The organism is Hallella faecis, assembly GCF_018789675.1.
Taxonomy (GTDB): domain Bacteria; phylum Bacteroidota; class Bacteroidia; order Bacteroidales; family Bacteroidaceae; genus Prevotella; species Prevotella faecis.
Genome location: NZ_JAHKBE010000001.1, coordinates 16,462 through 34,357, shown reverse-complemented (window position 1 = coordinate 34,357; position 17,896 = coordinate 16,462). Strand labels below are relative to the sequence as shown.

General features: G+C 55.1%; 14 protein-coding genes. 3 read left to right on the top strand and 11 right to left on the bottom strand.

Features of this window, described 5'->3' with window-relative positions; translation table 11 throughout:
- Positions 1-267 precede the first annotated feature (267 nt).
- Both KM934_RS00140 and trxB read left to right on the top strand, forming a co-directional pair.
- Entirely contained in the window at positions 268-819 is a 552-nt protein-coding gene (locus KM934_RS00140; RefSeq protein ID WP_215758517.1) for a glutathione peroxidase, read from the top strand.
- Positions 820-843: 24 nt separating this feature from the next.
- The gene (trxB, locus tag KM934_RS00135) at positions 844-1,773 is read left to right on the top strand and encodes a thioredoxin-disulfide reductase (protein WP_215758516.1); all 930 of its coding nucleotides are present in this window, start codon (positions 844-846) and stop codon (positions 1,771-1,773) included.
- Between the two features lie 345 nt (positions 1,774-2,118).
- On the opposite strand, the gene KM934_RS00130 is transcribed toward trxB, so the two are convergent.
- The 10 genes from KM934_RS00130 to KM934_RS00085 all read right to left on the bottom strand — a co-directional run bounded on the left by KM934_RS00130 (position 2,119) and on the right by KM934_RS00085 (position 14,160).
- Entirely contained in the window at positions 2,119-3,558 is a 1,440-nt protein-coding gene (locus KM934_RS00130; RefSeq protein WP_215758514.1) for a sodium:solute symporter, read from the bottom strand.
- Positions 3,559-3,588: 30 nt separating this feature from the next.
- Positions 3,589-7,275: a transcription-repair coupling factor gene (gene mfd, locus KM934_RS00125; protein WP_252344815.1), complete on the bottom strand. Its 3,687-nt coding sequence runs from the start codon at positions 7,273-7,275 to the stop codon at positions 3,589-3,591.
- Entirely contained in the window at positions 7,272-8,021 is a 750-nt protein-coding gene (locus KM934_RS00120) for a polyprenol monophosphomannose synthase (RefSeq protein WP_215758512.1), read from the bottom strand. The genes mfd and KM934_RS00120 overlap by 4 nt, the downstream gene beginning before the upstream one ends.
- Positions 8,022-8,169: 148 nt before the next feature.
- On the bottom strand, positions 8,170-8,928 hold the full coding sequence (locus KM934_RS00115; RefSeq protein ID WP_215758511.1) for a lysophospholipid acyltransferase family protein: 759 nt from the start codon (positions 8,926-8,928) through the stop codon (positions 8,170-8,172).
- Positions 8,928-10,088 carry a metallophosphoesterase gene (locus tag KM934_RS00110; RefSeq protein WP_215758510.1) on the bottom strand — a complete coding sequence of 387 codons (1,161 nt, stop codon included), beginning with the start codon at positions 10,086-10,088 and terminating at the stop codon, positions 8,928-8,930. Before KM934_RS00110 ends, KM934_RS00115 begins: the two co-directional genes overlap by 1 nt.
- 128 nt (positions 10,089-10,216) lie before the next feature.
- Entirely contained in the window at positions 10,217-11,032 is an 816-nt protein-coding gene (locus tag KM934_RS00105; RefSeq protein WP_215758508.1) for a vitamin B12 dependent-methionine synthase activation domain-containing protein, read from the bottom strand.
- On the bottom strand, positions 11,029-12,417 hold the full coding sequence (locus KM934_RS00100) for a dihydroorotase (protein WP_215758507.1): 1,389 nt from the start codon (positions 12,415-12,417) through the stop codon (positions 11,029-11,031). The genes KM934_RS00105 and KM934_RS00100 overlap by 4 nt, the downstream gene beginning before the upstream one ends.
- A gap of 115 nt (positions 12,418-12,532) precedes the next feature.
- Complete coding sequence (locus tag KM934_RS00095; protein ID WP_215758506.1) at positions 12,533-13,318, bottom strand: DUF4369 domain-containing protein; 786 nt, start codon at positions 13,316-13,318, stop codon at positions 12,533-12,535.
- 82 nt (positions 13,319-13,400) lie between these two features.
- A complete protein-coding gene (locus KM934_RS00090) occupies positions 13,401-13,817 on the bottom strand; it encodes a hypothetical protein (RefSeq protein WP_215758505.1) in 417 nt (138 codons plus the stop codon).
- Complete coding sequence (locus KM934_RS00085; protein ID WP_215758504.1) at positions 13,801-14,160, bottom strand: FtsB family cell division protein; 360 nt, start codon at positions 14,158-14,160, stop codon at positions 13,801-13,803. Before KM934_RS00085 ends, KM934_RS00090 begins: the two co-directional genes overlap by 17 nt.
- A 125-nt stretch (positions 14,161-14,285) precedes the next feature.
- On the opposite strand from KM934_RS00085, the gene KM934_RS00080 reads away from it, so the two are divergent.
- Entirely contained in the window at positions 14,286-16,127 is a 1,842-nt protein-coding gene (locus KM934_RS00080) for a DNA polymerase III subunit gamma/tau (protein ID WP_215758503.1), read from the top strand.
- 588 nt (positions 16,128-16,715) lie between these two features.
- Here KM934_RS00080 and asnA read toward each other — a convergent pair.
- A complete protein-coding gene (gene asnA, locus KM934_RS00075; RefSeq protein ID WP_215758502.1) occupies positions 16,716-17,753 on the bottom strand; it encodes an aspartate--ammonia ligase in 1,038 nt (345 codons plus the stop codon).
- Between the last annotated feature and the right edge of the window lie 143 nt (positions 17,754-17,896).

The window sequence follows — 17,896 nt, the reverse complement described above, 5'->3', positions numbered from 1 at the left end:
TAATCCCCATGGCATTTGCAAGCCATAACCTCCTATTCTTTCGGGGGAAATCCCTATTCGTTAAGGGGGAAAACACGACCGCAACGTTGCTTCAGGCAGCGCCAACCCATTGAAACCTTGTTCACATGTGCCACTATTTTGGCCTAAATATCATTAAATCTTGAAAAAACAACCCTCCATTCGGGGCTATCTCCTCCTATTTTAGTAAATTTGCATACAGAACATAAAACGGAATAATACAACATAACAAACCAAAGGATATAAAAAATGAGAACTGTTTACGAGTTTTCGGTCAAAGACCGCAAGGGTAACAACGTGTCGCTCCGCGAGTATGCCAACGAGGTGCTCCTCATCGTCAACACGGCCACAAAGTGCGGTTTCACCCCCACCTACACTGAGTTGGAAGCACTCTACGAGAAATATCATTCACAAGGCTTCGAGATTCTCGACTTCCCCTGCAACCAGTTTGGGCAGCAGGCTCCAGGAACCGACGAGTCGATCCACCAGTTCTGCAAGCTCACCTACGGCACCGAATTCTCACGTTTCAAGAAGGTCAAGGTCAACGGCGACGACGCAGACCCCCTGTTCAAGTTCCTCAAGGAGCAGAAGGGATTCGCTGGCTTCGACATGACCAACGAGATTGCACCGGTACTCGTGGATCTGCTCGACAAGGCCGACCCCAACTGGCGCGAGACACCAGACATCAAGTGGAACTTCACCAAATTCCTCGTCAACAAGAAGGGACAAGTGGTGAAGCGCTATGAGCCCACAGAGAAAATAGAAAACATTGCCAAGGACGTGGAAGAACTCCTGGCATAACCATAAACACTCATCAACACTACCATGGAACACACAAAGTGCCTCATCATCGGAAGCGGACCCGCTGGTTACACAGCAGCCATCTATGCCGGACGCGCCAACCTCAGCCCCATCGAGTACTGCGGCATACAAACGGGCGGACAGCTCACGCAGACTACCATCGTGGAGAACTTCCCCGGATACCCTGAGGGCGTCGACGCCAACCAAATGATGATGGAAATCAGGCAGCAGGCCGAACGCTTCGGAGCCGACATCCGCGACGGCATCATCACCGATGTGGACCTCACCAAGCGCCCCTATGTGGTCACTACCGACCGTGGCGAGCAGGTGGAGGCCGACACCATCATCATCGCAACTGGCGCATCGGCCAAGTATTTAGGCCTGGACGACGAGAAGAAATACAACGGACAGGGCGTTTCGGCCTGTGCCACCTGCGACGGATTCTTCTATCGCAAGAAGGTCGTGGCTGTAGTGGGCGGTGGCGACACAGCCTGCGAGGAAGCCAACTATCTGGCTGGCCTATGCCAAAAGGTCTATATGATTGTGCGCAAACCTTTCCTGCGCGCCTCCGACATCATGCGCAAACGCGTGGAGGAGAACCCCAAGATCGAGATTCTCTACGAAACCAACACACTGGGCCTTTATGGCGAGAATGGTGTGGAGGGCGCTCATCTTGTGTGGCGTAAGGGTGAGGCCGATGAGAAGCGCTACGACCTGCCCATCGACGGTTTCTTCCTGGCCATCGGCCACAAGCCCAACACCGACATTTTCCGTGGCAAGCTCGACATGGACGAGGTGGGCTACATCAAGACGCAAGGCGCATCACCCCGCACCAGCGTGGAGGGCGTGTTTGCGGCAGGCGACTGCGCCGACCCCTCATACCGACAGGCCATAGTGGCCGCCGCTTCGGGCTGCAAGGCTGCCCTTGAGGCTCAGTGGTTTCTCAATCGATAACCCTTAGCCTGCTCTTACGTAAGCAACGGTAGCGAAACGCTTATCCGAAGGCTAACGCCGTAAGACACCAACATTGTAAGAAACATACCAACCATAAAAGAGGCGACAACTTATCGGGGCATCACCCCGACTATTGTCGCCTCTTTCATAGAATCTCGCCAACATCCCATCCCACCGGTTTCAATCTGCCAACACATAAGGGAAGCTTCGTTCCACACATGCTTTATGAAGAAAGGAATGGCGCACAACACATGCGCAACATTCCACTCCTTGCCCTGATTTATAAGGGGCGATAACGCAATCGGTGTCGGATTTATCGCTATTAAACTATAGATTGCTAATCGATTACCCGTTTATTGTTTTTTTATTCGATGCCCCCGACAGCAACCATAAACCGACAAAGGTCAGCGCTCCGTTGAGCATCAACAGCTCATAGCCAAACTGATAGCCGGTAGTGCGAGCCACAACATCGTTCAAGACATAGCAAACGATGGGTGAGGCAACGGCAACATAAGGCACCACCCGGTCGTTGACGCTTCGTTTTGTGAGCAGTCCGTAGGCAAAAAGTCCCAACAACGGACCGTAGGTATACGAGCAAAGAATGTAGATGGCGTCGATAACACTGGTGGAATTCACCACGCGGAAGGCTAAGATAAACAGAGCAAACACCACGGCTATGCCCAGGTGGGCGCGCTTGCGAAGGCACTCATCGTCCTTGCGTCCGCGAATATCCACGCAATAACTGGTGGTCAACGAGGTGAGCGCTGAGTCAGCACTACTGAACGATGCGGCTACAATGCCCACCGTAAAGAGCACCACCACCACTGAGCCCAACCGCCCCGTGGCAGCAAACATGGGAAGCAGTTCGTCGCCTGCCTGCGGCAACGCCACACCCTGACGCTGCGCCAGCAGCATAAGCAACACACCAAGGCACATAAACAACAGGTTGGCCGGCACAAAGGCAAAACCATAGGTACACATGTCTTTCTGAGCATCGCGCAAGGTCTTGCAGGTCAGGTTCTTCTGCATCATGTCCTGATCGAGGCCCGTCATCACTATCACGATGAACACACCACTAAGGAATTGCTTCCAGAAGTTTTGCTTCGACACCCAGTCGTCGAATACAAACATCCGCGAATGGCTATCGGCAGCTACAGCCGAGAGCGCCTCAGGCAACGTCATGTCCAAAGCGCCCACCACATGAACGATGATGAGCGCCAAGGCACCAAACATGCAAAGGGTCTGGAAGGTATCGGTCCACACGAGTGTTTTCACGCCGCCACGACGGGTGTAAAACCAGATTAGCGCCACCATGACCACCACTGTCAGGGGAAAGGGAACGCCATATGCGTCGAGCACAAACCGTTGTAGGATGATGCATACCACATAAAACCGGACGGCGGCGCCCGTCATCTTCGACACGAGAAAGAACCAAGCGCCTGTCTTATACGACCGAAGGCCCAAGCGTTGGCCCAAGTAAGTGTAGATGGTGGTGAGGTTCAGCTTGTAATAAACGGGCAGCAACAGGAAGGCCACGGCAAAATATCCAAGGATAAAACCCAAGCAAGTCTGCACGTAGGTCATCTGAATGTTCATCACCATACCGGGAACCGACACAAAGGTGACGCCCGAAATCGATGCGCCCACCATGCCAAACGCCACCATATACCAAGGCGAACGGCGATTGGCCCGATAGAAAGTGTCGTTGCTCGACCGACGGGCCGTAAGCCGACTCATGACGAACAACGCACAGAAATAAAGTATGACGGTAATCAATATGTCCATAACAAATGCTATTTTACACTCCCCACGCGCTCACTCCTGTCGCTCCATGCCGCGCAATACACCCACAGCCTCGGCCACAGAGGGGATGTTCTTCACCTGGATAAGGCGGTGACCACGCACGTCCCTGAACTGGCAACGGCGCGGATTGGCCATGACATACTTGATGATTCGGCCGAAAGCCTTGCTCTGATAGAACGGACTGTCTTGCTGAGAGACAAACTGCAGGTTCATCACACCTTGCCGGAGCGCTATCTTTTCGCATCCAAGGCGCTTGCCTATGCGACGTAGCGTTACCACCTGCATCAGCTCCTCACCCTCGTGAGGCACCGGTCCGAAGCGGTCTATCAGGCGCTGGCGATAGGCGTCGAGCGCCTCATCGCGGTCGATATTGTCGAGTTCGCGGTAAAGCAACATACGCTCGGCGCTTCCAGGAACATAGGTTTCGGGGAAATACATCTCCAAATCGCTGTCGACAGCACAGTCTTCCACAAACTCATCGCCTGAGATTTCCTTTCCTTGGGCAATGTCTTGCGCATAAAGATCGGCAAACTCATCGTTCTTCAACTCGGTCACAGCCTGGTTAAGAATCTTCTGATAGGTCTCATATCCCAGGTCTTCCATGAAGCCACTCTGCTCCGCTCCCAGGAGGTTCCCGGCTCCTCGGATGTCAAGGTCCTGCATGGCCAAGTTGAAGCCGCTGCCCAATTCCGAGAAGGTTTCCAAGGCCTCCAAGCGGCGACGGGCCTCAGGGGTAAGCACGCTACGCGGCGGCGCCATGAGGTAACAGAACGCCTTGCGGTTGCTTCGGCCCACACGGCCACGCATCTGATGGAGGTCCGACAGTCCGAAATGGTGAGCGTCGTTGATGATAATGGTGTTGGCATTGGATATGTCGATACCATTCTCCACGATGGTGGTGGAGAGCAGCACATCGTAATCGTAATTGATGAACCCCATAATGATCTCCTCCAGCTTCTCCGGAGGCATCTGACCGTGGCCTATCGCCACACGGGCATCGGGCACATACTTATGGATTATCTCCTCGATATGTTGCAAGCCGGCAATGCGATCGCTCACGAAATACACCTGTCCGTTGCGGCTCATCTCGAAGCTGATGGCGTCGGCGATGACACTTCCCTCAAAGGTGCACAATTCCGTATGGATAGGATAACGGTTGGGAGGCGGCGTACGGATGATGCTCATGTCGCGTGCGCCCATCAGCGAGAACTGCAATGTGCGTGGGATGGGCGTAGCCGACATGGTCAAGGTATCGACGTTGGTCTTCAGCTTACGCAGTTTCTCCTTGGTCGATACGCCAAACTTCTGCTCCTCGTCGATGATGAGCAGTCCCAGGTCGTGCCACGCAACGGTCTTTCCCAGCAACTTATGCGTTCCCACCAAGATATCGACCTTTCCACTCTCAAGGTCGGCCAGCACCTGCTTGGTTTGCTTAGCCGAACGGGCACGGGACAGGTAATCGATCCTGACAGGGAAGTCCTTGAGGCGCGACCGGAACGTTTGGTAGTGTTGATAGGCCAACACCGTCGTTGGCACCAGCACAGCCACCTGCTTCGAGTCGCACGCCGCCTTGAATGCCGCACGCACGGCAATCTCGGTCTTTCCAAATCCCACGTCGCCACACACGAGGCGATCCATGGGTTGGGCGCGCTCCATATCGGCCTTCACCTCTTGCGTGGTGCGCAACTGGTCGGGCGTGTCCTCATACAGGAAACTGGCTTCCAGTTCATGCTGCATGAAGTTGTCGGGCGAGAAAGCGTACCCTTTCTCGTGGCGTCGCTTTGCGTAAAGCCTAATGAGGTCGCGGGCAATGTCCTTGATTTTCTTCTTCGTCTTCTCCTTCAGACGCTCCCAGGCACCTGTGCCCAGCGTGCTCAAGCGGGGCGGTTCGCCCGTGTCGCTACGTCGATACTTAGAAATCTTATAGAGCGAATGGATGGACACGTCCACCTTGTCGTTGTTCTGATAGATGATACGGATAACCTCTTGATAGGTGCCATCGGGCGTAGGCACACGTACCAAGCCACCAAACTTACCGATACCCAAGTCCACATGCACGATGTAATCACCAGGCTCCATCTCCTGCAACTCCTTCATGGTCAGGGCCATCTTACCTGCCCGTGCGCTGTCCGACTTGAGATTGTACTTATGGAAACGGTCGAAGATTTGGTGATCGGTAAAGAAACAAGCCCGCAGATCGCTGTCGGCGAATCCCTCGTGCACCGTTTTGCTCACAGGAATGAAGGTAATCGCCGTCCGCTGAGCGTTCGAATGCGAGCGTTCAAGGTCGGATCCCGTCTCATCGAAGATATCTTTCAGTCGCTGTTGTTGCTTGGCGCTGTCGGCCAAGATGTAGATCTTATACCCCTGCAACAGGTAGTCTTCGAGAGCTTTGCGCAGCAAGTCGAAGTTCTTATGGAACAGAGGTTGCGGCGTGGTATGGAACGTCAGGCGGATGCTTTCGCCTGTGGACACGGCACCCATGAGGTCCTGTGGACTCTGGTTGGCTACCGATGGCCCAAAGAACACGTGCTGGAAGCGAGCGGCATTGCGCATGAAACGCGCAGACGTACAGAGGTTCATATCGCGCGTCATGTCGCATTGTATCTGCGCTTGCTCCATCTCCGTGGCTCCCTCCAGACGCTCGGTGAGTGCCTGCGAGGAGAATCCTTCATTGTAAATGCGCTCCACAGTGTCGCGAACAAACGTCAGGTCTTTCATCACCAACAAGGCGTCGTCAGGCAAAAACTCCAGGAAGGGCACCTTCTCAGTGGTCAACGATGCCAACTCGGGCACGATTTCCACCTCCGTCTTGCGGTCTTTCGACAACTGATCTTCCACGGTAAACGTGCGTATGGTGTCCACCTCGTCGCCAAAGAAGTCGATACGGAAAGGCAACTCGCTGGAGAACGAATACACGTCGAGGATGCTACCACGCATGGCAAACTGCCCCGGTTCGTACACATAGTCGACCTCCTTGAATCCCAGGTCGCGCAAACGATGCGCCAGATCGGTGATCTCAATGGTTTGGTTGGCCTTCAGCGACACACGGCGCTCATCGAGATGGGTTTGCGAAACCACCAGTTCGGCAATGGCTTCTGGGTAAGTAACAATCAACAGGGGTTTCCTATCGCCCGTCTTTTTCTCATCGGTCGATGTGACATGTGCTGCCACCTTGGCCAGCACCTCAGTGCGCAGGATGCCGTTGGCGGCGTCGCGCTGACCATATTTCACGGCACGCCGATAGCTCGAAGGAAAGAAAAGGGGTTCGTAGGGCAACGCCTCCGAAACGCCATTTGACTTCGGAGAGCCTGCCACCTCCATCGAACTCATGGTCGAAACCGCCTTGGCGCCATCTTCAGAAGCCTGCTTTCCACCAGCCAGCGATGGTTTTGGGGCCTCCTCGGCGGCTTTCGTCCCACCACCCGATGCACCTTGTTTGGCCACCATAGGCATGGCGCCAGGCACCGTCTGGTCGTTGAGGTCATTAAAAAAATAGCCAGCTTCATCAGCGTCGGACAAGACAAACACGGTGTCGCGACGCAAACGCTTGGCCACAGCACCAAAGAAAATGGGGGCGGCAGAGGCCAATAGTCCCTGCAGGAAAACGTCTCTCACCGATTTGTTTTCCAGGGACTTGAGCATGGCACCCGCCTGAGGCAGGGTGCCATATAGTTTCAGAATGTCTTGTAAGTTCAATTCTTTATCTTTGGATATTTACGGAACCATCCGTCGAGCCTGAGCCTCATGACACCGAAGAGCGCCTCGCTGAAGATGCCACCGCTCATCTTGCTCGTTCCTTCCTTGCGGTTGACGAAGACCACCGAGACCTCCTTGATCTTGAATCCGATGCGGTAGGCGGTGTATTTCATCTCAATCTGGAAGGCGTATCCCTTGAATCGGATCTTGTCGAACTCAAGAGTCTGGAGCACGCGACGGCGATAGCAGACAAATCCTGCCGTGGTGTCGTTCACGCTGATGCCTGTGACGAAGCGCACATACTTAGAAGCAAAATAGCTCATCAGCACGCGTCCCATGGGCCAATTGACCACATTCACACCCGTGATGTAGCGCGATCCCACCGACACATCAGCGCCCTCGTCGTGGCAAGCGGCGTAAAGGCGCGGCAGGTCGTTAGGATTGTGACTGAAATCGGCGTCCATCTCGAAGATGTACTCATAGTCGCGCTCCAACGCCCACTTAAATCCGGCAATATAGGCGGTGCCGAGCCCCAGCTTTCCGGTGCGCTCCACGAGGAACAACCGATCGGCAAACTCGTCGCGCATCAACCGTTTCACGATGTCGGCGGTGCCATCAGGACTGCCGTCATCGATGACGAGGATGTGGAAACACTTCTCCAACGAGAATACCGCACGGACAATCTTTTCCATGTTCTCTTTCTCGTTGTATGTAGGAATGATAACTATCGAATCACTTGTATGCATAGCAATTGGTTAGGTTTTACTTGTTAGGATGCACGTCGACAGACGTTCCTTTCTTGCAAAAGTATAAAATTAAGAAGGAAGCGCCAAGGATTTAGCATGGAAAATAGGGCTTTTTACCACTTTTTACCATCCATTGGCAACCGCGATATTACTGGTCGCGGTTTTCCACATAGCCTTGGTACTCGGGCGTCAGGCCGTCCATGATAGCCTGATAGCACGTATCCTCCATTTCCTTCTCAAACTCACGGCCCTGTCCTTTCTGCTCAATGGGCTTGTGGATGGTGAGCGTCAGCGGGTGCCACTCCACCCAATGCCAGTCGCGCATGCGTGGCATGACATCGAAGGAACCATTGATGGTCAGTGGGCAAACAGGCAGTTGCAACTCGTCGGCCAGCATAAATGCGCCACGACGGAACTTGCCCATGTGGCCCGTGAACGACCGTGCGCCTTCGGGAAAGACCACCAACGACATGCCGTCGCGCAACACCTTGCGCGCCTCATCGTACGTAGCCTTGATCTTCGACACGCCACTACGGTCCACGAAGATGTGGTGGGCATACTGGCAAGCCATCCCAACGAAGGGCACCTTACGCAGCGACCGCTTCATCATCCACTTGAAGTTGCGGTTGAGGAATCCATAAATCAGGAAAATGTCGAACGCTCCCTGATGGTTGGCAACAAAGACATACGACTGACCTTTGCGCAGGTTCTCGCGCCCTTCCACCTTCACGGGCAGGAACAGTAGGGCCACAATGAAGCGCGACCAGCACTTACCGGGATAATAGCCCCAGAAGTGACCGTTGCCCAAGAGGCAGCCGACAACCGTTACCAAGGCCGTCAAAATCGATGCCAACAGGAATAGTGGCAACACGACACAAAGCTGATAAAGACGATAAATGTACTTCATTATTTTGTTTTATGTAAGGTAATCACTACTATTTCAGGCGAGATGCCAAATCGGAATGGCACCAATCCCCCGAGTCCCGACGACACAAAGAGTTGGCTTTCGCCCCGCTCGTAATGGCCATAGTCCTCAGCGTAGACCCAACGTGTGGGGCGCCATCCGAAGACCGACATCTGTCCGCCATGCGTATGGCCGCTGAGCGTGAGCGCCACCCGCTTCGTAGGCACGATGGTTGCATCCCATGCGGCCGGGTTATGCTGCAACATGATGGTGAAAGCCTGCCGCCCCACCCCATGCATGGTCTTTTCAAAATTGGCGCTGTCGGGGTCGCCATAGTTTTGTTCGCCAGCTATGACGATGGAATCTTGCCCCCGTCGCAAGACAGCATGCTCGTTGAGCAGCACGCGCCAACCACATCTCCGTTGCTGGGCGATGGTCTCCGCTCGGTTGGCCGCTTCCACAGCGGGCGAAGCATGCACATACTTGCTATAGTCGTGGTTGCCCAACACCGACATCACACCATCGCGTGCCTTCAGCGAAGCCAGCAACCCGCTCACGGGATAGAGCTCCTGCGGCTGTGCGTTTTGCAAGTCGCCGGTAAACACGATGAGGTCGGGGCGCTGCGCATTGATGCTATCGAGATCGCGCTTCAGCAAGCCCACGTTGCGCGCTTCGAGCGTTCCCACATGGGCATCGGTAAACTGCACGATGCGGTATCCCTCGAAAGCGTCCGGCAGATTGTTGAAATAGAGGTCGACGCGCCTCACCTCCAGCTTGTCGATTCCTACCTCAAAGCCATAGGCCAGCACATACCAGTTGCCCAGGATGAGCACCATAGCCAACAGGTTTCCCCAGTTGCGGTGGCCTCCCGTCAGTCGGCAGCACACAAATCCCACCCCTGAGCACAAGGCGAAAAGCACCTTAGGCACCACCACGAGCCCCATGAGAACCATGAAGACGTTGACCCAAATGAGGTCGTCGGGCACGAAGTTGCGTATGGTGGCCAGCGCCACTGCATAGCCCAAGAGCAGCACACCCGGCATCCACCACAACGCCCGCATCCACCACCGACAGTTGGGATGTCGCCGACGATAGTGCCAATCGATGTAGAGATCCGACAGCACAATGGACAATACGATAGGTATGATGATTCTTGCTATCATAACAGGTGGCGCAATCTATGCGCTACGTTGGGAGTTTTTCTATTGTATGGTTAAACGATATATTGCGTGCGACGGGATGTTATCTATAATATAAGGTGATGGCTCGTCTGCTATGTCCACCCGCTTTGTCATCCTCGCTTCAGCAAACTGCCACTGAGGAAGCGTCGCATCAGTTCGACGGGCACTCCTCGGCGACGCGCATAGTCGCGTAGTTGGTCCTCGCCAATCTTCCCCAAGTCGAAGTATCGCGCCTTGGGATGTGCGAACATGAACCCCGACACCGAGGCGTGGGGCTGCATCATGCCAGTCTCCGTGAGGTGGATGCCTATCTGCTTCATGCCGATGAGGTCTGAGAGCAGGAAGTTGACGCTTGTGTCGGGCAGCGAGGGATAGCCCACGGCAGGGCGTATGCCTTGGTAACGCTCGGCGTGAAGGTCGTCCATCGACAGGTTCTCCTCGGGCGCATAGCCCCAGTAATGTCGCCTTACCTGCAAGTGCATGAGTTCGGCTGTGGCCTCAGCAAGTCGGTCGGCGAGCACTTGCGAGAGCATGCGCTGGTAAACATCATCGCTCCCTTCGCGCTCCATACTGGGCTCCACGGTAGTGGCAAAGGCCCCCACCCTGTCAGCCTTGCCCGACGACAAGGGCCTCACAAAGTCGGCCAGGCAGAGGTCGGGCTGCCCATCGGCGCATGCGTGTTGCTGCCTGAGCAAGGGGATGCGCACGCCTCCCATCACCAAGTCGTCGCCATCGCCATTGGCTTCCATGACGTCGAACACCGCCAGGGTGTGGTATCGTCCCTCCCAACTGTCGAGCACTCGGTTGGCGTCGTCCACGATCCACTCCTTCTCACTTTCGGGCTTTCCATTGAGGCTCCACGCATGGAAGAAGTAGATCCAGTTGATATAGGGCCTGACCTCATGGATGTCGTAGGTCAACCTCACGCGTTCTCCTTTCCCTCCCCACTTTCAGGGAGTCGGAATCGGATGGCTTCGCCATGATACTGGCTGTCGAAGGCGCCCTCGTCGAGCAGCACATGTCCGTTGCAAAGGGTCTTCGCGACGCGCCAATCGTAGCGCTGCCCCAGCATAGGGCTCCATCCACACTTGCTCTGTATCACCTCTTCTGTCACCGTCCATGGGTCGTGTGGCCTGACGATGGCTATGTCGGCCTTGTATCCTGGGCGCAGGAATCCACGCTTGCTGACCTCAAACAGTCGGGCGGGATTGTGGCACATGAGCTTCACCAATTGGGTGAGGGTGAGCACCCCCTCGTCGACCAGCGCCAACATTGTTACCAACGAGAACTGCACCATGGGCATTCCCGATGCGGCCTTTGCGCATCCGCCCTGCTTGTCCTTGAGCTGGTGGGGCGCATGGTCGGTTCCGATGGTGGTGATACGCCCATCGACGAGCGCCTTTCGGAGCGCCTCGCGGTCCTCGGGGCGCTTGATGGCGGGGTTGCACTTGATGAGCGCTCCCTTCTCCTGATAGTCGAGATGCGAGAACCAAAGGTGGGCTATGACGGCCTCGGCCGTTATCTGGGGCAATGGCCTTGTGGGCTCATCGCTTGCGGGTTCAAACAGCTGGAGCTCCTTTTCGGTACTGACGTGGGCCACATGGAGGCGCGTACCAAACTGGCGCGCCAGGTTGACGGCGAGCGCCGAGCTCTCGTAACAAGCCTCCTCGGAGCGTATGAGCGGGTGCAGCATGATGGGTGGGTCGTCGCCATAGGCCTCTTTCATGCGCTTCATGTTCTCGTTGATGAGCGTCGAATCCTCACAATGCGTCATCACGGGCAGGCCCAAGGCGGCACAGGTCTTGAACACCTCGATGAGCGACCCGAGCTTATCCACCAGCATGCCTCCCGTGGAGGCGCCCATAAACAGCTTGATGCCTGGCAGCCGGGTCTTGTCGAGTTTGGAGTAATCGGCCACGTTATCGCTCGTGGCGCCATAGTGGAAAGCGTAGTTGACGTGGCTTTCCTCGTGCCCGCGCCGCATCTTGTCGTCCCACGCCCCTTGCGTGGTGGTTTGCGGAACGGTGTTGGGCATATCGAAGAACGACGTCACACCGCCATAGGCGGCCGCCCTCGACTCACACTCGATGTCGGCCTTGTCGGTCAGTCCGGGCTCACGGAAGTGCACATGACTGTCGATCACGCCGGGCAACACAAAACACCCCGTGGCATCCAATCGGTTGTCGAAGATGCCACGGGGTGTTTCCTTTCCTTTCACGACCTCCACGATGCGGTCGTCCTCAATGATTACGGAGCCTTCGAATATCTCGCCTTCGTTGACGATCTGGCCTCCACCAATGATAGTTCTCATTGCTATATGGGTTTGTGCGAGCCTTTCGGCGCTATTGGCCCGAGGCGCTTCTAAACCTCGCGCCCGCTTGGCTCGCCTTGAATAATCATTCCGTTTGAGCAGCAGCCTCGCCCCATTATTGTTTCGGGGCGGCCATTTGCGCGGGCGTAGGCCCGTCCTGAGGTGGCGCCACCTGCTGCATGGGCGCCTGTGCCGGCACATCCTTCATGCCGTTCATGATGTTCTGGTTTTCCTGCGCGGCTTGGTAATACTCCTTCACCTGCGGGTCGTTCTTGAACTTATCCGTGGCCTTGCTCATGATGTCCTCGATCCAAGCGTCGAGCATGGGCACCTCATAGCGGTTGATGCATGTGTTGATAAACACGTAGGGACCCAGCACGTTGTCGAAGTTCTCGGTGATAAACGAGGTGACGAGCTTGTCCATCTTCGCGTTGATCTCGGCGTCCTCACGCGCCAATCGGGCGTTAACCACCTCCATGTCGCTACCGTTCATGATGGCCTGGTCGTGCTTATGCACCAGCTCAACGCTTTGGTTGGTGAGCTGCGTGAACTTGCTTCTGAAATCCGACAACTTCTCGTTGAGCGGTGTTCCGGTGACGCTCTCCTGTGTGTTGTCGATCTTCACCTGTATGTCGCCGCTCTCGAGCACCACGGGCAGTCCGCTTGTCTCGTTGAGGAAGATGGTTCCCACGCGCACCGAGTCGATGGATCCCTCAAACTGGAACTGTCCATGCACAACGTCGCACGAGTCGAGGTTTTTCAGGGTGGTGTCCTTAAACACCTTCAGGTACAACTTCTGCCCATCGAGCGTTGATACATTCGACGTTCCGTTGATGTTGAAGGTGCTGGCGCAAGAGGTGAAAGCCATCAGACTGGCAATGGCATATAAGACTTTATTCATATAACGGTTCTGTTCAAGCAACACAAAGATACGATGTATTTAGGAAGGTTGGAAATAAATTATAGCAATTTAAACGTATCACCTACTCTTTTATGTTTTTTTTGGAAAGTTCATGGTCGAGCCTGTGCATGGTGTACACCTCGAGCACTGCGGCGATGAGCAGCAACACCACCCACTTATTGTAGACGTAAGTGAGGTAGTCGAGATAATTGCCAAACAGGGGCTTGAAGAATCCCCACGCCGTATCGACCATGAGTATGCCCGACACCACAAAGAGGATGTCGGCCAAGCTCTGTATGTGTTTGAGGCGTCGGATGGAGAGCTCCTTGCCCTCGTAAGCCTGCATCATCTGCATGAGGGCGAACATGAAGGCTCCCAGGAGGAACACCCAGCAGACTATTTGCTGCTGCCACATAAACACGAAGCATCCTGCGCCAATGACCATGAGCGCACCGCCTACAAGAAAAACAAGTGATTGGATTTTACTGAGCTGTTTCATCGTAATCGTTGGTTTCGGCCGACTCGTCAACGCCGGGCTGGCGGTCGGTGCTGAGCACAAAGATGTCCTCGTCGTCGGCTTTCATGAAGTATCGCTCGCGCGCAATCTTCTCTATTTCCTTGTGGTTGCGCTGCACGGCGCGCAACCGCCTGACGATGGCTTCGTTCTTTTGGTTGTAGGCCTTAATCTCGTCCTTCAACTCGCTGATCTGAAGGTCGTACTTAAACCTACGCATCAAGCTGTTGTCGTCGATAAAACCGACGACAGCCACTCCCACCACAATCGTGATAAGGTACTTGTAGCGCGACAGGATGTTCAAAACGAAGTTGATCTTGCTGCTCATTCTCTTTGGTATAAGTCGATGCAAAGTTAATGCAAATCAACGGAAAAAGCAAAAGAAATCTTTTTTTTGTTTTGCCCTTCTCGCAATTTACACTAACTTTGCAAAGAGAAATCACCATATTACACATGACTGACAACTACATTGTTTCGGCGCGCAAGTACCGCCCGATGACGTTCTCGTCGGTGGTGGGACAAGAGGCCCTGACCACCACGCTCAAGAACGCCGTGAAGAGCGGAAAGCTGGCCCACGCCTACCTGTTCTGCGGACCGCGAGGAGTGGGCAAGACCACCTGCGCCCGCATCTTCGCCAAGGCCATCAACTGCTCATCGCCCACCGCCGACGGCGAGGCTTGCAACGAGTGTGAAAACTGCAAGGCGTTCAACGAGGGGCGCTCGATGAACATCTTTGAGCTCGACGCAGCCAGCAACAACTCGGTGGAAAACATCAAGACGCTGATGGAGCAGACCCTTATTCCGCCCCAGGTAGGCAAGTACAAGGTGTTTATCATCGACGAGGTGCACATGCTCTCCACAGCGGCCTTCAACGCTTTTCTGAAGACCCTGGAGGAGCCACCCCAGCACGTCATATTCATTCTCGCCACCACCGAGAAGCACAAGATTCTGCCCACCATCCTCTCGCGCTGCCAGATTTACGACTTTGAGCGCATGACGGTGCCCCGCATCATCGACCACCTGAAGATGGTGGCGGCGAAAGAGGGCATCAGCTACGAGGAGGAGGCGCTCAACGTGATTGCCGAGAAGGCCGACGGCGGCATGCGCGACGCACTGTCGATCTTCGACCAGGTGAACAGTTTCTGCCAAGGCAATATTACCTACGAGAAGGTGCTCGAGGACCTCAACGTGCTCGACGCCGACAACTATTTCCGCATCATCGACCTGTCGCTTGAAAACAAGGTGAGCGATATCATGGTGCTGCTCGACAGCATCATTGCCAAGGGTTTCGACGCAGGCAACCTCATCAACGGACTGGCCTCGCACGTGCGCAGCGTGATGATGGCGCGCGACGCCCAAACGCTGCCCCTCCTGGAGACCAGCGAACGCCAACGCCAGCGCTACCAGGAGCAGGCCAAGAAGTGCCCGCTGCCCTTCCTCTTCAAGGCGTTGAAGATCATGAACGAGTGTGACGTGAACTACCGACAGAGCAGCAACAAGCGCTTGCTGGTGGAGCTGACGCTCATTCGTGTGGCGCAGATCACGCAGCCCGACGACGATGACGCGGCGGGGGCGGGGCGCAGCCCTAAGCGTTTGAAATCCCTGTTTAAGAACCTCATGAACACCCAACCCAAAACGGCAGCGCAGGTGGCCGGGGCTGGGAAGACCCTTGCAAGGGCGGCCCAGCAAAAAGCCGCCCGCTCTACCGATGTGCCCAAGACTGAACCCGTAGCGGCCGAGGCTCCCAAGGCGGCGCCAGCGCCAACAGCCCATATCGCAGGACCGCTGGGCAACGTGCGACTCAACATCAAGGGACCGGGCAACATTACCTTCAACGACCTGAGAAGCAAACCCAAGGCACCCGACTACCTAAAGACGTTTACGCCCGACGATGGCAAGGAAACCAAGGAACAGCAGTCGGCACAGGCCGGCCAGCCGTTTACCGAGGAGCAACTCTGCATGGAGTGGACGCTGATGTGCAACCGCATGCCGCAACGACTGGTGGGATTGGCGGCCCGACTGAAGAACATCACGCCCCACATTACCTCCTACCCCAACATCGAAGCGGTTATCGACAACGAGATATTGCTGCAACAGGTGAACGAGATTCGGGGCAACATACGCGCCACCATGCGCAAGACGTTGCACAACGGCAACATCGAACTGACGTTGCGCCTGGCCGAGCCTTCGGAGATGAAGCGGGTGTATACCAAGCGCGAGTTGTTCGACCATCTTCGGCAGAACAACCCGGCCATCGAGAAACTGAGGGCCGCGCTCAGTTTGGAGCTGGCATAAGTCACCACTCGAACCACATAACACGACCTACCACGCCACCGCACTTTTCCTCATCCTGGAAAGGTGCGGTGGTGTGGTTTCGGAGCCATGGGAAAGCCCCAAAATCCCCAACAATCTATAGTGAGAACTACACGTTTCTTTTCCACGAAAGAAATATTTGGCCAAAATACGCCATTCTCAGCGCATTCGCATAACGTTCTGACAGTCAACACGTTGTGCTCGCAATTCAATTTTTCACGCTCCACGCCCCACATTACGTCTCACCGTTTGGCATGTTTCGCACCACGATACCTACCTAACGGCAATGCGAAACATGGTCTTTTGGAATGCGAAACATGGCTTTCCGCAACGCCTTTAGGCATGTTTCGCAACGTCGTGGCTCAGAACAGCCACCTCAATCGCATAAAAACGCAGTTTTCGCACGCTATTTCACACCGAAAAGCGTGCACAGATTTTTCAGAACTTTCTGAACATTTTGGCCTGTCGCACCTCGCGGCAACAACAAAAAAAACCGACCATCGAACAGCGCGAGGGGTGCTCGCCTGCCGATCATCGGTTTTCGGAAGTGTTTTATCAAGTATTTAAGAATTATATAAGTTGTAAGCCCATGTCGGCACATTCGCGACGCATCTCGTCGGGCCAAATGCTGGCCTGTATCTCGCCGATGTGGGCTTTGTGGAGCAGCACCATGCACAAGCGGCTCTGGCCGATGCCACCACCAATGCTCAGGGGCAGCTTGTCGCCCAACAGTTGCTGGTGGAAATAGAGCTTCTCTCGCGCTTCCTCGCCTTCGAGCTTCAGCTGGCGCAGCAGGGCTTCCTTGTCGACACGGATACCCATGGAGCTCAACTCGATGGAGCGTCCCAGCACGGGGTACCATATCAGGATATCGCCATTGAGACCCTCGCGGCCATTCTCGGCCACCGTCGACCAGTCGTCGTAGTCGGGGGCGCGGCCATCGTGCTTCTTACCGTCGCTCAGACGGCAACCGATGCCCTCTACAAACACGGCGCCATACTTCTCGCAGATGGCATCCTCGCGCTCCTTCGGCGAGAGGTCGGGGTACATGTCGAGCAGCTCCTGACTGTGGACGAAATGAATGTCGCGCGGCAGGAAGGGCTTCACCTGCGGGAACGTCTCACACGTGAGGTACTCCGTGCGCAGAATGGCGGCGTAGATGCGGCGCACCACATTCTCCAAAAAAGCGAGCGTGCGGTCGCCCTCGGTGATGACAGCCTCCCAGTCCCACTGGTCCACATAGAGCGAGTGGAGATTGTCGAGCTCCTCATCGGCGCGAATGGCGTTCATGTCGGTGTAGATGCCGTAGCCCGGCTCCACCTTGTATTCAGCCAGTGTCAGGCGCTTCCATTTGGCCAGCGAGTGAACCACCTCAGCGCGGGCCTCACCCATGTCCTTGATGGGGAAGGTAACGGGGCGCTCCACACCATTGAGATCGTCGTTGATACCCAGACCCTGCAACACAAAGAGGGGGGCGGTAACACGGCGCAGACGCAACTCCGTGGAGAGATTTTGCTGAAAGAATTCCTTGATCTGCTTAATGCCCAACTCGGTTTGGCATGTGCCCAAAAGGGCTTGGTAAACCTGGGGCTTTATCACTTTGCTCATGGCTGTTATGCTGTCTTTTTACGTTCCTTAGATGGAATAATCACACTAATTCATATGCAAAGGTAATCATTTGCCGTTAATATGCAAGAATTTATCTGCCTATTTTCTGCAAAATGACAGATTTTTTATTATTCTTGTAGCGT

Excerpts from the sequence above, each read along its gene's own strand:
- KM934_RS00140 (WP_215758517.1), top strand. The coding sequence starts at position 268 with ATGAGAACTGTTTACGAGTTTTCGGTCAAAGACCGCAAGGGTAACAAC.
- trxB (WP_215758516.1), top strand. The coding sequence starts at position 844 with ATGGAACACACAAAGTGCCTCATCATCGGAAGCGGACCCGCTGGTTAC.
- KM934_RS00130 (WP_215758514.1), bottom strand. The coding sequence starts at position 3,558 with ATGGACATATTGATTACCGTCATACTTTATTTCTGTGCGTTGTTCGTC.
- KM934_RS00120 (WP_215758512.1), bottom strand. The coding sequence starts at position 8,021 with ATGCATACAAGTGATTCGATAGTTATCATTCCTACATACAACGAGAAA.
- KM934_RS00115 (WP_215758511.1), bottom strand. The coding sequence starts at position 8,928 with ATGAAGTACATTTATCGTCTTTATCAGCTTTGTGTCGTGTTGCCACTA.
- KM934_RS00110 (WP_215758510.1), bottom strand. The coding sequence starts at position 10,088 with ATGATAGCAAGAATCATCATACCTATCGTATTGTCCATTGTGCTGTCG.
- KM934_RS00100 (WP_215758507.1), bottom strand. The coding sequence starts at position 12,417 with ATGAGAACTATCATTGGTGGAGGCCAGATCGTCAACGAAGGCGAGATA.
- KM934_RS00095 (WP_215758506.1), bottom strand. The coding sequence starts at position 13,318 with ATGAATAAAGTCTTATATGCCATTGCCAGTCTGATGGCTTTCACCTCT.
- KM934_RS00090 (WP_215758505.1), bottom strand. The coding sequence starts at position 13,817 with ATGAAACAGCTCAGTAAAATCCAATCACTTGTTTTTCTTGTAGGCGGT.
- KM934_RS00085 (WP_215758504.1), bottom strand. The coding sequence starts at position 14,160 with ATGAGCAGCAAGATCAACTTCGTTTTGAACATCCTGTCGCGCTACAAG.
- KM934_RS00080 (WP_215758503.1), top strand. The coding sequence starts at position 14,286 with ATGACTGACAACTACATTGTTTCGGCGCGCAAGTACCGCCCGATGACG.
- asnA (WP_215758502.1), bottom strand. The coding sequence starts at position 17,753 with ATGAGCAAAGTGATAAAGCCCCAGGTTTACCAAGCCCTTTTGGGCACA.